Source organism: Pseudoalteromonas sp. GutCa3, from assembly GCF_002836155.1.
Lineage (GTDB): Bacteria > Pseudomonadota > Gammaproteobacteria > Enterobacterales > Alteromonadaceae > Pseudoalteromonas > Pseudoalteromonas arctica.
Map to the genome: position 1 here is coordinate 1 of NZ_PJBK01000100.1, position 14,883 is coordinate 14,883.

Genomic DNA, 14,883 nt, shown 5'->3' on the forward strand with positions numbered 1-14,883 from the left:
TCAATGCGCCTTTTTTTGTACCTCAAAGCCTGTTAGATTAAATAACACACTATTTTCTAAAGGATTAGTCATGCGTTTATTAACCGCTGTTTTTATAGGTAGTTTATTTATAGTTTCCAATAACACACTTGCAGAGCCTGATTTAAAACAGCAAACAATTAGCTATACGCAACAAACACATACAATCAATTCAGCAATTTTAAACGAACAGCGCACAGTTGTCGTTCAGTTACCTAAGAGTTACCAAGCTAATCCAAACAAAGTTTATCCAGTTATTTATCGCCTAGATGGCGCGGGTAACATAACGCTTATAAGTGCTGTAATGGATCGACTGCAAAATAATAATCGTGCGCCTGAGGTTATTATTGTCGCTATTGAAAACACCAATCGCTTAAGAGATTTATACCCCACAGTTAATAAAGAGCCACAAGGCCCGGTAGGTGAAGGCGGAGGCGCAGCAAAGTTTTTAGCATTTATTGAGCAAGAGCTTATGCCCTTGATTAATAAAAGCTATCGTACGCATAACTTTAATGTGATTGCTGGGGGCTCAGCAGCAGGCGTGTTTGCACTTTATACTATGCAAGCTAACCCTGAGCTTTTCCAAGCGCATATTGCTTACAGCCCTGCCGTTTGGTGGAACTATGGCGCACCGGTAAAAGCGACTAAGTCGTTTATTAATAAATCAAAAGACCTGAATAACTATGTTTATATAAATATTGGCGAAGAAGCTGGCTTAATGCGTGAGCGATATAATGAGCTGCAGCAAGCTTTACAATCTAATAGCTTGCCAAATTTACGCTTTTTCAGTGACGCATTTGAAAATGTATCGCATAACTTAACATCTGCCGCCGGGGCCTTTAATGCCTACCATCATTTATTTTTACCCAAACAAATGCCCATGAGTGCTTTAAGCGATGATATAGAATCTATTGATGTTTATTATAAAAAGTTATCTCAGCAATGGGGGGAGCAAATAACACCTCCAGAGGCGGCTGTTAGGCAACTTGGTTACAACCTAGTAAATATGCAGCAATATGAGCGGGCTGTGGCAGTATTTAAGCATAATGTTAAGCATCACTCACAATCTGTTGATGCACTATGGGGGTTAGGTTATGGCTATGAATTACAAGGTAATATACAACAGGCACTTATTAAAATAGAGGCTGCTTTAAATGTCGTAGATACCACATACCCCTATTTAGATACCTTAAAAGAGACTAAAAGTAGATTACAAACACAGTTAAATAAAACCCAGTAATATAAAAGGACAATGCGCGGGGGTAGCCTGCGCTTACAGTTACCTTTACAACACGCCGCTGATATTTAAATCACTAATCTCTACTTAATAAGCGCTAAATACGCTAAAATTACAGGCTACTTTTTTAGCAATAAGCCCGTAATAAATATGACCTCAGCCACAAGCCCTAGCACTTTTTCCGAACTTGGCCTTATTCCAGAGCTATTAGCTCGATTAACCGATTTGGAATATACCCAGCCTACACCTATTCAAGCTAAGGCTATACCTAGTGTGCTTGCGGGTAGTGACCTAATTGCAGGGGCAAATACCGGTTCAGGTAAAACAGCAACGTTTGCATTACCTATGTTGCAAAAAGCTTTCCTTGAGCAGGGCGCTAAAAATACTGCTAGCAAAGGTAATTTTGTAACGGGGCTTATTTTAGTACCGACGCGTGAGCTTGCTACGCAAGTGGCCGATAGCGTTAAATCGTATTCTGCTAACTTTAATGGCGCAATTAAAACGGTGGCCGTGTTTGGTGGTGTGTCGGTTAATACACAAATGCAGACACTGCGCGGCGGCGCCGATATTATTGTGGCAACACCTGGTCGCTTACTTGATTTAATCTCAAGCAATGCGATTAAGCTCGATAATGTAACTACGCTTGTGCTTGATGAAGCCGACCGTATGCTAAGCCTTGGCTTTACCGAAGAGCTGGCTGATCTTTTAGCGTTAATGCCTGCTAAAAAACAAACCATGTTGTTTTCAGCAACTTTCCCTGAGCAAGTTAAGCTATTAACGCAAGAGCTTTTAAACGACCCAGTTGAAATACAAGTACAAAACAAAGATGAAAGCACCTTAGTACAGCGTGTTTTTACCGTAAACAAAGGTGAAAAAACCACAGTTTTAGCACATTTAATTAAAACGCATAAATGGCGCCAAGCGCTGATTTTTGTGAACGCTAAAAAAGACTGTGAGCATTTAGCGGCTAAGCTTGAAAAACGGGGTGTTAATGCACAAGTGTTTCATGGCGATAAAGGCCAAAGTGAGCGAACTCGTGTAATAGAAAAATTTAAAGCGGGCGAAATCGAAGTACTTATCGCAACCGATATTGCTGCACGTGGTTTGGATATTGAAAAGCTGCCAGTGGTAATAAACTTTAATCTACCACGCAGTCCTGCTGATTACATGCACCGTATTGGTCGAAGCGGCCGTGCTGGTGAAGTAGGCTTAGCGCTTTCATTGGTTGATTATGAAGATTTGCATCACTTTAAAATAATCGAGAAGAAAAACAAACTACGCCTAGAGCGTGAAGAAGTAACCGGTTTTGCTGTAAACCAAGCAAACCTTGATGCAGCTGATGCGCTTAAAAATGAAAAGCCAATGGCAAAACCAGAAGGCACAGGCAAGAAAAAGAAAAAAAATAAAGCCGATGATATAGATGATGTGTGGAGTGGCTGGCGCCGTAAGTAACAATAGAGCTAAATAAATAGCTGTAAAAACCCGTAATTAGTAAACCTAATTACGGGTTTTTTGTTTTGTGGCTTTAACTTAAAGCGTTAGTTTTAAATTAATGGTCGTGATCTTCATCTTCTATTTCTTGTGCAATCCCTAACCAGGTAATGCTTGCAGGTGGAAAAGTTAACTCTAGCTCACTTTCAATTTCTAGATCTTCAAGGTGTACTTGCACTATGTGTTGAGCAATTGGATCGGCAATATAAGCAAACTGACCACTTTGCGCCACTGTCATACTAAAGCTCATTCCTTCGGGCATTGTGGTTACGTCTGCTTGAGTAATATCTACTTGGCCTGCGAGTTCCCAGTGCATTTCACCGTCATGTTCATGCCCAGTAAGTACATTTAAAAAGCCTAGGCTGTCGAGTATTAAAAAGTGTTCACCACTGGCTGAAAAAGAATAAGAAACAGCACTTGCACCATCAGCAAGTTGCCATTCTACTTCTTCCATTTCGGCATTTTCAGGATGAATGCTAAGCAATACTGAACCACTGCCATCATGCCCTGCGGCAATACCAAAAATTGTGTCATTGTTTTTATGGCCGTACAAAGTACCAATGCGCTGATCGCCTACGGCATCTATATTTACAACTTTTTGAGCGCTGTATACATCATCTTGCTGATGGGCAATCAATACACCATCACCACAACCAAATACAACATAATCGTGATTTTGTGCTGCGCCGTGTAAATCGGGGCAGGTTATTTCAAACGTTTGCTCTAGTTCGTAATTACCATCGTGAAGATGATAAACACCCACTTGATCGGGAAGTACTTTGGCATTAGATGTATTACTTGCATCGTCGCGGCGAATGGTTGAGAGTAAATGCTTGCCGCGAGGCTCAGCTACACCATGCATGTTAATGTCGTAGTTAATGCCCGTGAGTGTAGCTGTTGTATTGGTAATATCGTTATCGGTTAGCACTTCTACTGAGGCAGGCGTACCGGTTTCTGCATCGCCATCGTAAAATATTGCTAATTGCCCGTCGTGAGTTATTAAGTGTGTTGGGCGACTACCACTTGTTAGCTCGTAGCTACTAAATGCAGGGCCTTGCTCATAATCATGCAAGTGCTCTGCGTGATCTTCGCGCCACATACCGCCGTCTATAAACCCTAGGTAATCTTGAGTACGATTAGCAATAACAGCATAACGAAAGCCTGGTGATGCAGATAACGTGTTTGAGTCATTGTTTAGTGTAAATGTATCAAGTAATTCGTTGTTGTCTAAATCAAAAAAGCTAGCTTCGTTACTGTCACCTGCCAGAACGGCAAGTCTGCCAAGTGAGTCTATGGTATAGCCGTCGTCATGGTCGTGATCATCATCATGATTGTGCTCGTCTTCTACAACAATAGGATCTTTTTCCACAATGTTGGTTTCTGCATCGCCACAGGCCGTAATAAATATAGCGCTAATAGCGAGTGCAATAAGCTTTAATTGATATAGTTTTTTCATGTTTATTTCCTTTAATTATAATTTTTTAACGCTTAAAAATAACCGCGAATACCTAGCGCAAAACTACGTCCTGGACGTGGCGCTATATCCTTTACAAACGAGCTGTGCACGCGTGCTTCTGTATCTGTTAAGTTAGTGCCTCGTAGGTACACAGACATATCTTGGTTTAACACTGAAAGGTCGTAAGAGATGCTCGCATCAACTAAGGTGTAACCGTCTGTGGCTGTTTCTTGTGGGGCTGTGCGGTCTTGCTTTTGATAGCGAGTTACGTGAATATGCGCACTGAGTTTATCTGTTTGATAGCTTAGCTCGCTGCCAAAACGAAGCGGTGGTGTACGGGGTAAATCGCCGCCGTCTTTAAGGCGTGCACGAACGTAGTCAGAGAATACATCTAGCTTAAACTCATCTGTTAATTGCCACGCAATTTGCGCTTCAAAACCATGTAAAACTACATCATCTGTTTTAAATAAATAAACGGGTAGCTCTGATGAATGGTCGTGTTCGTCAACGCCTTCTTCTTCATCGCCATGGTCGTGTCCACTTTGTGCGTATAAACCGGTGTCTATTTGGTAATAATAGTTATCTACTTGGTTGTAAAAGGCATTTAAAATAAAGCCAACATCGCCTTGAGTTTTACGTAGGGTTAAATCGATATTATTGGCTGTTTCCAGGTCAATTGCTTGTTCAGATAAACCCAAATGGCCATCTTCATCTAAATCAAATAGTGCGCCTACTTCGTAAGTGCCAGTGCCAATATGCGGCCCAAACGATAACAACTCAGAGGCAGAAGGTGCACGTTCAGAGCGCGATACCGAAAGCCCTAAGTTATAGTTAGATGTAAAATCCCATACTACCCCTGCCGATAAACTGACTGGCGTAAATTCATGCTCTACATCAAATACGCGAGTGGTTTCTGCGCTTTCTTCGTGGTCATGATCATGCTCGTCGGCTTCTTCTGCTTCATCGTGTGCGTGAGCGTCAATATTTGGCAGTAATACGTCGCCTGCTTCAATTGTTACACGCTCTATGCGCCCACCTAACTGCACTAAAAAATTCCCAAAGTGCCTTTCTTCCATTAACGCTACAGCAAAGCTTTCGGTCTCTGATGGAGGAGTAAAGGCCTCTTCACCTTGTGCTTCAACATCGCTTTGCTTGTAATGAAAGCTAATACCGCCATTCCATTCGTTAAATTGGTTATGCAGTAGGTCTATGCGTAATTCGTTGGTTTCGTTTTTAAAGGTAGTGCCAACAGCGCCGCTCTCAATTTCAGCGTGTTCGTAGTCGGTATGGCCAACGCGCAGATTTATTTTGTTTAGCCATTTATTATCTAGGTTGTACTCACCTAATAATTGCACTTTAGTTTGCTCTAAATCAGCAAATACGCTTTCTTCTTCGTCGTTGTGTTCTTCCTCTTCTTCCTCGCCGTGCGTATGACCAGGAATACCGTATTGACGATTAAATTGCTCTACTGCTAAGCCAATAAAGCCGTTATCCATTAAATAGCTAGCGCCAACAGTAAAACCGTCAGACTCTTCATTACTGTTTTCAACTTTATAGTCACCACGATGCTCTTCACCGTCGCTATCTATATCGGCAGCTACAGGTACCCCGTAGTCATCGGCCTCACGCCAAAATGCATCGGCGTAAAAAGCCACCGAGTCTGTGCCTGTTGTGGCATTAAACGAGGCCACTTTTTGGTTATCTACCGAGTTATGTTCTAGGTTCCATTCACCACGCGTGGTGCTGTCGGTAGGTACGCGGTTATCTACTACATTAACCACACCACCAATTGCGCCACTGCCATAAAACAGCGTTGCAGGGCCGCGTAATACTTCAATTTGTTGTGCGGTAGACGCCTCCGATGCAACAGAGTGATCGGGGCCAACGCGCGAAACATCACTAACATCAAGGCCATTTTGAGTAATAAGTACGCGAGGGCCGCTTAAACCACGAATAATAGGTGTGCTGGCTACTTTACCGTGAAAATTTGTATTAACGCCTGGGAGTTTTTCAAGGCTGTCACCAAGGGTTGCAGCTTGTTGTCGTCTTAGTTGTTCGCCAGATAAAACACTAACAGGCGATGCAGATTCCATTGCCGACATATGAATAGGGGTCGCTTCAATATCAATAACTTCAATAGGCGAGCGCTTTAAATTAAAAGTAACCGATTGGTTTTCATCATTAGTTATTGTTATATCGCGATGAAGATGCGCATAACCAGGGGCTACAACGTGAAGCTCTTTTAAGCCATTTTTTAGTTCTGTTATAACAAATTTACCGTTTTCATCGGTGGTTACTTTAAGATCTGAGCCTTCAACTTCTACCGTTGCATTGGTAACTACTTTACCTTTGTTGTTTAAAACAACGCCTTCTATTGTGGATGCAAGCACACTAGCCGGCAATAAAGCTGCTATGAGAACAGCTAATTGTGATCTACGTTTCATTTGACTACCTTGTTGGATGTTATATTATATCAATTATGCGAGTAATGTTATAATATATCAACAGCAATTAACTGATGTTATTAAAATGTCTCCTTAAAAGTAACGTTTTTGAGTGGAGACACTGATTTAGTAGAGGAAATAATGAAGTCGAGTCAAAGTGTTATGGATCGTATGGCGATTGGGTTATCGTTAATGTGCACAGTACATTGTTTTGCAACCCCGGTTATTTTAGCGCTATTGCCAAGCTTTGCTGTACTGCAAATAGATAGTGAACAGTTTCATTTATGGATTCTTGCGGCGGTACTGCCAACCAGTTTGTTGGCATTGAGTTTAGGCTGTAAAAAACATAAACGTACACGTTATATGGTGTCTGGTGTAACAGGCTTAGCTTTTATGATATTTGCCGTATTGCTAGGCCATGAAGTGCTTGAAAAAGCGCTAACCTTAATAGGCTCAGCGTTTATTGCTGTAGCCCATTGGTTTAATTATCAGCAATGTCTTAAACAGAATGACGACAACTGCCCGTGTTCAGGCAGTGAGCCAGATCAAGTGGTTTAATGCTATAAGTGCTGGTGGTTTAAACGAAAGCTATACTGGCACTTTATCTTTTATTTAAACTTTGTTTTTTGGATAGCTTAAATATTCGCTAAAAGTACTTTAAAGTAGGTACTTAATTTATTTTTAGCTTAGGTTAACCAATACAGTGCCTCTTATTTTAAAATCTCTTTTGCTTTTAAGCGCCTTAATATGTTTTAAATTAAGCGCAAATACCCCTTATTCAATACCCCGAAGTAACGTGGTTGAGCTCATTGAGCCCGTTAGCGAGCGGGCGTATCCTGTGTATATTCAGCTTCCTAAATCATACCAAAAGCAGCCTAATAAAACGTATCCAGTTATTTATGTAACCGATGCACCGTATACCTTTCCCATCGTTGCTGGGGCTACACGATTCCCTATGAATAGTGGCAAAATGCAACAGGCTATTATTGTAGCAATTGGCTATGAAAAAGGGTCCGCTGGCTCTAACAGCCGAATTAGAGATTACACGCCTACCTTTGCAAAAGATTGGAAAAAGCAAACAGGTAATACCAAAGGACATATTCAGTTTTTGCAAAGTACAGTTTTTCCTTTTATTGAAAAAAACTATCGGGCCAGTAACTTACAAAGAACCTACATGGGGCATTCGTTAGGCGGTTTATTTGGCGCGACTATTTTATTAACGATACCCGATTTATTTAGCAATTATATTATTGGCAGCCCATCGGTTTGGTTTGATAACAATGCACTATTAGCGTTAAAAGTGAATAAGCCAAAATTGCCTATAAGGGTATATATATCAGTTGGATCTATGGAAACGCCAGCTTTCGGCGAAGGGCAAAATATGATTGAAGGTGCTGCGCAGCTTGTGCAAAAAGTTAATGCACTTAAAAGTGACAATATAGAATTAAAAAGTATTGTTATTGAAGGGGCTAGTCATGCAACTGCGTTTCCAACAACAGCAATCCAAGGCCTAGATTGGGTGCTGGCTGCAGAATAATGAAGTATGATTTTTATATCGGTTCGTACTAATATGTTGCTTTAGAAAAATTAATAAGGAAATTATATGTCGGTTGAATTATGGTCAGATGATAGGTTGAATCGAAAACAAGAAGGACAATGGCTTGTTCAGTTTTTAACGAGTAAATACGCAATATTAGAGGCTGAGCATAGTAAAAACTATGTATTAAATGTCAATGCAGAATGGGGCTTTGGTAAAACATATTTTATTAATAACCTCGCAGAAGAGCTAAAAGAAAAGAAGCATGTAGTTGTATGTTTTGATGCATGGAAAAATGATTTTTCTGAAAATGCTTTACTTAGTTTTATTGCTGAAATAAATGAAGAATTGACTAATCAAGGCTTACTTAGTGCGACCGATGGTAAATTAGCTGGTATTGCAAGATCAATGAAAAACGCAGCACTTCCTTTACTCGGTGGTTTTTTTACTAAACAGCTTTTTGGTATGTCTCTTCAAGGGGTTGAGGCTTTACTTGAAGATGAGCAAGAGAGTGAGGGGGCTTCTGTCAAGGGGGCTGAACAGCCTGGTTTGTCAAAAGATATTACTACTGTTGCTTCTTCAATCTCTACAAAGGCAGCTGAATTAGCACTAAAAGAGTATCAAACAACAAAAAATGCTATAGGCCATTTTAGGGAAAACCTAAGGCTATTAGTAGAAGGTTTAGAAGGTAGCGCTTCATTCAAAGCTCCTCTATTTATCTTGATTGATGAGTTAGATCGTTGCAAGCCTTCTTATAGTATCCAATTGTTAGAGACAATTAAGCATTTATTTAATGTCGAAGGCGTCTACTTTATTGTCGCTACTGCATCAGAGCAGCTAAGCCATTCGATTAATGCTGTCTACGGTGAAAAATTCGAATCTAAACGTTATTTAAATCGATTTTTTGATCAAGAATATTCACTTAAAAGCCCAGATAAAGAAAAGTACTGTAACTTTATTTGGTCAAAGTATTTGCCTAATGAAACTGTGTTCGTTCCGGTTTTCCAAGCGGATAATAAATCAGAAGATATAATAAATATTGGCATACTCAGTAAGGTTGCGGAGTATATGCGGGCTGGTTTAAGGGATATTGAACAAGCAGTTAAGCTTTTATATGCAATTCAATTAACACAAGAAAAGACTGATTATCTATTTTCATTACCTTTGTTTTATATCATTGTGTTAAAAATCAGACACCCCGAAATTTATCCGTATTTCAAAAATAAATGGGGGCCGAATATCTTCAATCAAACACACGGTAGTAAATTTGCTGAGTTTCAACAAGATAACTTTGATTTAGCGACTACTTACAAAGGTATAATCGATTATAAAATAAGTGAATCAGTAAAGCTGTTTTGTGATCCAAATACTAAACTTTATACTCCTGATTTAACTCCTCCTCAAGGACGAGGTGTACCTGTAAAAAGCTTAAAAGATCATATAGAAAAAGGACTTTATGATGCGAATAGAAATCGAGGGTTTAAGTTAATTAAAGATTTATCGAATTACATACATATAGTTGAGCAAGCGGGTCAGCTATCTTAAACAGCAGTCTATATGAGTAAAGGTTATCAGCTAGGTTATTCAGTTTTTTTTTAACAAGCACAAAAAAAGCGACTACCCAATATGGTGTCGCTTTTTTAGTAAGTAGTATTAGCCTACTTATAAAAGGCTTCAACAGTGCCTTTTCTTGTAAGTAAAAGTGGTTGTCCGCGACGATCAAGGCCTTTTGGAGATGCAAACTTTATCCAACCTTCGCTGATGCAGTATTCTTCAACATCAAAACGCTCTTTGCCGTTGAACGTGATACCAATATCGTGTTCAAAAACTTCTTCCACATGATGTGGGCTACGTGGATTAATAGAAAGGCGATCTGGTAAAGCAGGTTTTGCGGTAGTGTCGTTCATGGTCATATTCTATATTGAATGAAGTATGCGCTATTGTAGGCAATACAAAGCTTTCGCTCAAGAGAGATAGTAGTAAATGTGTTTAAAAATGTACTAATTAATGAGTTGTGTATACAAATGAGATTGCGCTTGGAAAATATTTACAGAGGAGGGTTTGAAGATATTCGACTAAATAATTATAAAGGTAAATATATTAATGGGTTATCTCTAACCCACTAAATTGTTTAGCAATTAGATGCTAACAATGTTCTCAGCTTGTGGGCCTTTTTGACCTTGAGTAACAGTAAACTGTACTCGTTGGCCTTCAGCTAAAGTTTTAAAACCGTCGCCAGAGATTGCGCTAAAATGTGCGAACACGTCTGCGCCAGATTCTTGCTCGATAAAACCAAAACCTTTTGCTTCGTTAAACCATTTTACTGAACCAGTAGTTGTAGTAGACATAATATGTATCCTAAAAAATTAATATAAGTGTGCCTGAAAAGAGGCGATTGAGCCGGAAAAAATAGTTAACTTGAGGATATCGCGTAGGATTATTACTAAAACAACGGGGTACTAACAAATAAAACAAAACTTCTTTCAAACTAGTATTCAAAATGGGTTATTACTAACCCATTAAATTGTGTAGCAATTAGATGCTAACAATGTTCTCGGCTTGTGGACCTTTTTGACCTTGAGTAACAGTAAACTGTACACGTTGGCCTTCAGCTAGAGTTTTGAAACCGTCGCCAGAGATTGCGCTGAAATGTGCGAACACGTCTGCGCCAGATTCTTGCTCGATAAAACCAAAACCTTTTGCTTCGTTAAACCATTTTACTGAACCAGTAGTTGTAGTAGACATAATATGTATCCTAAAAAATTAATATAAGTGTGCCTGAAAAGAGGCGATTGAGCCGGAAAAAATAGTTAACTTGAGGATATCGCGTAGGATTATTACTAAAACAACGGGGTACTAACAAATAAAACAAAACTTCTTTCAAACTAGTATTCAAAATGGGTTATTGCTAACCCATTTTAACGAAAGCAATTAGATGCTAACGATGTTTTCAGCTTGTGGACCTTTTTGACCTTGAGTAACAGTAAACTGTACACGTTGGCCTTCAGCTAGAGTTTTGAAACCGTCGCCAGAGATTGCGCTGAAATGTGCGAAAACGTCAGGACCAGATTCTTGCTCGATGAAACCAAAACCTTTTGCTTCGTTGAAAAATTTAACTGTACCAGTTGTAGTATTAGACATAATAGTATCCTAAGAATTAATAAAAGTGCGCCTTAAATTAGGCAATTTAACAGGAAGAAAACATACATTTAACTGAGGATAACGCGAAGGATTATTACTAAAACAACGTGGTACTTACAAATAAATAGGGTTTTCTGTCAACCCGATGCCAAGCAGGATAACAGTAAATTGAGCTATATACCAAGCCCTATTGTAAATTTATTTTAGAGTAAGTGCTTTATTAGTTTGTTTGTTTTTTAACTAACCAGTCATGATTAAGGTGAACTTTTTTGCGTCTTAATTTGAGTTAATTTTAATTTAATCAATGCTTTACGTTTGTATTGGCACGCGGTTCTAGAGTAGGTAAAATGCAAGTTTTAAGTGGTTAAAACATGACCTAATTACCTACTGATTTTTTTGATATATACCTTAAATAACTTGATTCATTAGCTCCAAATTACAAATCCAAGTATTAATAATGCAATCCAAAGTGTTTCAGCCACAATTAAAATAATGGGTTTCATACCTACTTCGGTAAGCTTTCCTAAATTAGTTTTCATTCCTATAGCTGAAATAGCCGCAATTAAAAAGAACTGCGAAAGTTCGTTAGCGGTTTCAAGTACTATTGTAGGAAGTGAAAAGCAGCTATTTATTATCATGAGTATTACAAAGCCAATTAAAAAACCAGGTACTTTAGGTAATTCTCCGTGTTTTTCTTTGTTTGAGCGATTAATAACGACCATCATAATAAGTACAACAGGTAGTAGCATGGCAACACGTACAAGTTTAGTTAGAGTTGCTATATCGCCTGTCTCTGGTGATACCGAATAACCTGCACCCACTACCTGGGCTACATCATGTATTGTGCCACCTAAGAATACGCCTGCATTATGGGCGTCAAACTCAAGATAATTAACCACAATAGGGTAGAGGATCATAGCAAGGGTCGACATAGCTGTTACGCCAATAACGGTTAATAAGGTGTCGCGCTCTTTATGTTCGCTGTTTGGCATAATAGACGAGATAGCCAGCGCAGCAGACGCTCCACAAATAGCAACCGAGCCACCTGTTAGTGCACCAAAGCGTTTTTGTAAGCCAAATGCGCGCGCTATTACTACGCCTAAAATAATAGTGGTAAATATGGCGCCCGCTAACATAAGTGCTGTTTGCCAACCCAGTGTTACTAAATCTCCCAGCGCTATGCGTGTGCCTAGCAGTACTATACCTACACGCAAAACCGTGGTGCCGGTAAAATCGATACCTTTGGCGCAAGGGCTATCGCTTTGATACAAAAATGAGACTGCCATACCCAGTAACAAAGCAAACAACATGGCTGGCGCACCATAATGTTCGCTTAAAAATAAGGCGGCAAGGCCAGTCATTGCAGCAATGCTGGCACCTTGCCATAAAGGTGATATTTTACAGCTTAATTTACTACTTAAGCGCTGCATTACGCTTTAGCTGCGGTAAGTGCTACTAACACTTGGCGCTTACGTTCACCTGTAAAAGGGCGACGACCATGCATAGCCATTTCGTTATCAACTAAAGCAACGTCACCGTCTTGCCATGCAAGATCAAAGGTAAATACTTTAGAAAGCTCCACAATTTTATTAAGTCCAACTTTAGGAATCGCACTACCATCACCAAAGGTAATGGCAATTGATGGATTATCGCGTACACCTTTCCAGCCCATGTAAGCGGCAATCAGTTGGTTAAAAAAAACCTGTACGTTGTTTTCAAGAGTTACTACAGCAGGCAGTACTGGTGTAACGGCTTTTAGTGAGCCGTCTTCAAGCCATTCCCACTGGTAACCAAGTTCGGTTAATTTATTATGTGCTTCGTCTTTGGTTTCTACACTTAGCGTACTTTTCCAGCTTCGGCCTTGGCCCGATGTAGCGTCGTCAGCGGCTGGCATATAGGTGGTATATTTTAGGCCTTTGTGTTCAAAGTCATGGGCAAGCTTGCTGTCGTATTCTTTTAATGCACTAAATAATTTATCTGATCGGCAAAGAGGTGTTGCACCGCCTTCTTCTGCGGCCGATTTACAAAAGAAGAATAATTTACTTGGCGAAATAGGCGTTTGCGCCATTTCGTGATGTAAGTATATTTCTACATCTTTTGGCGCTTCGTTAGCTGTAAATACACGTTCGGTAAAATTAATACGCACTGCGTTAGACAGTGACTCTTTATAAGTAAAATTGTCATAATCAAACCCGGCTGAAAAAGTATCAAATGTTTCGGCGCTATTTACAGGAAAGCCACGAAACAACACAGCACCTGAGCTGCGAAGTTTTGTAGCCAATTCACTTTTATTTGCGCGAATGAAAGCTACCGCTTCTTCAACGGTGCTGGCGTTATTGTTATTAACAACAATGCACGGAAAAACCGAATCATCGAATGTTAATTGAGTTGGCACTGAGGCGTAGTTAATTTCGGTAGCTGACATTGTATGTTCCTAATCGTAAATTGGGTGAAAACGGTTAAAGGCAGCTTCACAAAAGTGCCCAGGGTCGTTGAATCGGCGATTACTGTTAAGCGCAGAAATTTGCGCCATTTCTTGCTCTGTTAATTCAAAATCAAACAGTGCGAGATTTTCTTTCATGCGTTCAAGTTTTGAGGTTTTAGGAATAATGGCAGTGCCGCGTTGCACGCCCCAGCGAAGAACTACTTGTGCTGGCGTTTTGCCATGATTGTGTGCGGCCGCTTTAACAACGCTTTGCTCAAGAACTGATTCAGTTTTATCAGCCATTTCTAGCTCAAGGTATGAAAGCGCACCCAGTGGTGAAAACGCAGTAACCGGAATATCGTACTGCTTAGCTAATCTTACTAATCGCTCTTGCGTTAAATAAGGGTGCGACTCAATTTGCAACATAGCGGGTTTGATATTCGCGTAGTTCATTAAATCGTGAAGCAGTGCGCTTGAGTAATTACATACCCCAATGCGTTTTGCTTTGTTGCTGTGTACTTGTTCTTCCATTGCTTGCCACGTTAAATACAGTGGTACTTTTGCAAGCTCCATTTGTGGGTTTTGCGCCGTAGGGTCAACAAACCACTCTGGTGGATAGCGGGTTTCTATTGGCACAAATGTTTGCGCAATCGGAAAATGAATTAGGTATAAGTCTAGGTAATCTAGCTTTAAATCACTCAGTGTTTTATCAATCGCGAGGCCAACATGCTCTGGTGCATGAAAGGTATTCCACAGTTTTGATGTTACCCATAATTCTTCACGGGTACATAAGCCATCGTTTATTGCTTGGGCGATGCCATCGCCTACTTGTTCTTCGTTACCGTAGTCTGATGCGCAATCAAGATGGCGGTAACCTGCCTTAATGGCTTGGTATACCGTTTGTGCACAATCTTCTTGCGCGACTTTCCATAAACCGAACCCTACTGGAGGGATATTATTTAATGAACTCATTGGGAATTCCTGTTAAAAATGCATAATGACTTAGGTCTTGTATAAGACATAAGTTATTATACGAATCAAACAGTGTCAATACTGTGTTAACAGCAAAGCAGTAAATGGTTCAGTTAAAAAACCTACAGGCAGCAAAAAGGCAGCGTTTGCTGCCTTTAAAAA

Annotated in this window: 14 protein-coding genes; 5 read left to right on the plus strand and 9 right to left on the minus strand. The window is 40.0% G+C overall.

Annotation, left to right across the window (positions count from 1 at the left end):
- Positions 1-70: 70 nt before the first annotated feature.
- A complete protein-coding gene (locus tag CXF64_RS17465) occupies positions 71-1,258 on the plus strand; it encodes an alpha/beta hydrolase-fold protein (protein ID WP_101217629.1) in 1,188 nt (395 codons plus the stop codon).
- Positions 1,259-1,405: 147 nt separating this feature from the next.
- Entirely contained in the window at positions 1,406-2,707 is a 1,302-nt protein-coding gene (locus CXF64_RS17470; RefSeq protein WP_101217630.1) for a DEAD/DEAH box helicase, read from the plus strand.
- Positions 2,708-2,804: 97 nt separating this feature from the next.
- Here the strand turns inward: CXF64_RS17470 and CXF64_RS17475 are convergent, their stop codons facing one another.
- Both CXF64_RS17475 and CXF64_RS17480 read right to left on the minus strand, forming a co-directional pair.
- A complete protein-coding gene (locus CXF64_RS17475) occupies positions 2,805-4,202 on the minus strand; it encodes a 5-methyltetrahydrofolate--homocysteine methyltransferase (protein WP_101217631.1) in 1,398 nt (465 codons plus the stop codon).
- Positions 4,203-4,234: 32 nt separating this feature from the next.
- Positions 4,235-6,646 (minus strand): TonB-dependent receptor, encoded by a 2,412-nt coding sequence (locus CXF64_RS17480; RefSeq protein ID WP_101217632.1) that lies wholly within the window; start codon positions 6,644-6,646, stop codon positions 4,235-4,237.
- Between the two features lie 141 nt (positions 6,647-6,787).
- Here CXF64_RS17480 and CXF64_RS17485 point away from each other — a divergent pair, with 141 nt between their 5' ends.
- The 3 genes from CXF64_RS17485 (at position 6,788) to CXF64_RS17495 (ending at position 9,728) form a co-directional block, all read left to right on the plus strand.
- On the plus strand, positions 6,788-7,204 hold the full coding sequence (locus tag CXF64_RS17485) for a MerC domain-containing protein (protein WP_101217633.1): 417 nt from the start codon (positions 6,788-6,790) through the stop codon (positions 7,202-7,204).
- Between the two features lie 145 nt (positions 7,205-7,349).
- Entirely contained in the window at positions 7,350-8,183 is an 834-nt protein-coding gene (locus tag CXF64_RS17490) for an alpha/beta hydrolase (RefSeq protein WP_101217634.1), read from the plus strand.
- Positions 8,184-8,249: 66 nt separating this feature from the next.
- A complete protein-coding gene (locus CXF64_RS17495) occupies positions 8,250-9,728 on the plus strand; it encodes a KAP family P-loop NTPase fold protein (protein ID WP_101217635.1) in 1,479 nt (492 codons plus the stop codon).
- Positions 9,729-9,841: 113 nt separating this feature from the next.
- Here the strand turns inward: CXF64_RS17495 and CXF64_RS17500 are convergent, their stop codons facing one another.
- The 7 genes from CXF64_RS17500 to CXF64_RS17530 form a co-directional block, all read right to left on the minus strand.
- On the minus strand, positions 9,842-10,090 hold the full coding sequence (locus CXF64_RS17500; protein ID WP_002963088.1) for a DUF3297 family protein: 249 nt from the start codon (positions 10,088-10,090) through the stop codon (positions 9,842-9,844).
- A 231-nt stretch (positions 10,091-10,321) separates the two neighbouring features.
- Positions 10,322-10,531 carry a cold-shock protein gene (locus tag CXF64_RS17505; protein ID WP_010554515.1) on the minus strand — a complete coding sequence of 70 codons (210 nt, stop codon included), beginning with the start codon at positions 10,529-10,531 and terminating at the stop codon, positions 10,322-10,324.
- A gap of 187 nt (positions 10,532-10,718) precedes the next feature.
- Positions 10,719-10,928, minus strand: a complete 210-nt coding sequence (locus tag CXF64_RS17510) for a cold-shock protein (protein WP_010554515.1) — start codon at positions 10,926-10,928, stop codon at positions 10,719-10,721.
- A gap of 186 nt (positions 10,929-11,114) precedes the next feature.
- On the minus strand, positions 11,115-11,324 hold the full coding sequence (locus CXF64_RS17515; RefSeq protein ID WP_006792548.1) for a cold-shock protein: 210 nt from the start codon (positions 11,322-11,324) through the stop codon (positions 11,115-11,117).
- A 425-nt stretch (positions 11,325-11,749) separates the two neighbouring features.
- Positions 11,750-12,754 (minus strand): YeiH family protein, encoded by a 1,005-nt coding sequence (locus CXF64_RS17520; protein WP_101217636.1) that lies wholly within the window; start codon positions 12,752-12,754, stop codon positions 11,750-11,752.
- Entirely contained in the window at positions 12,754-13,749 is a 996-nt protein-coding gene (locus CXF64_RS17525) for a TauD/TfdA family dioxygenase (RefSeq protein ID WP_101217637.1), read from the minus strand. The genes CXF64_RS17520 and CXF64_RS17525 overlap by 1 nt, the downstream gene beginning before the upstream one ends.
- Positions 13,750-13,758: 9 nt before the next feature.
- Positions 13,759-14,721, minus strand: coding sequence for an aldo/keto reductase (locus tag CXF64_RS17530; protein WP_101217638.1), 963 nt, complete (start codon positions 14,719-14,721; stop codon positions 13,759-13,761).
- Between the last annotated feature and the right edge of the window lie 162 nt (positions 14,722-14,883).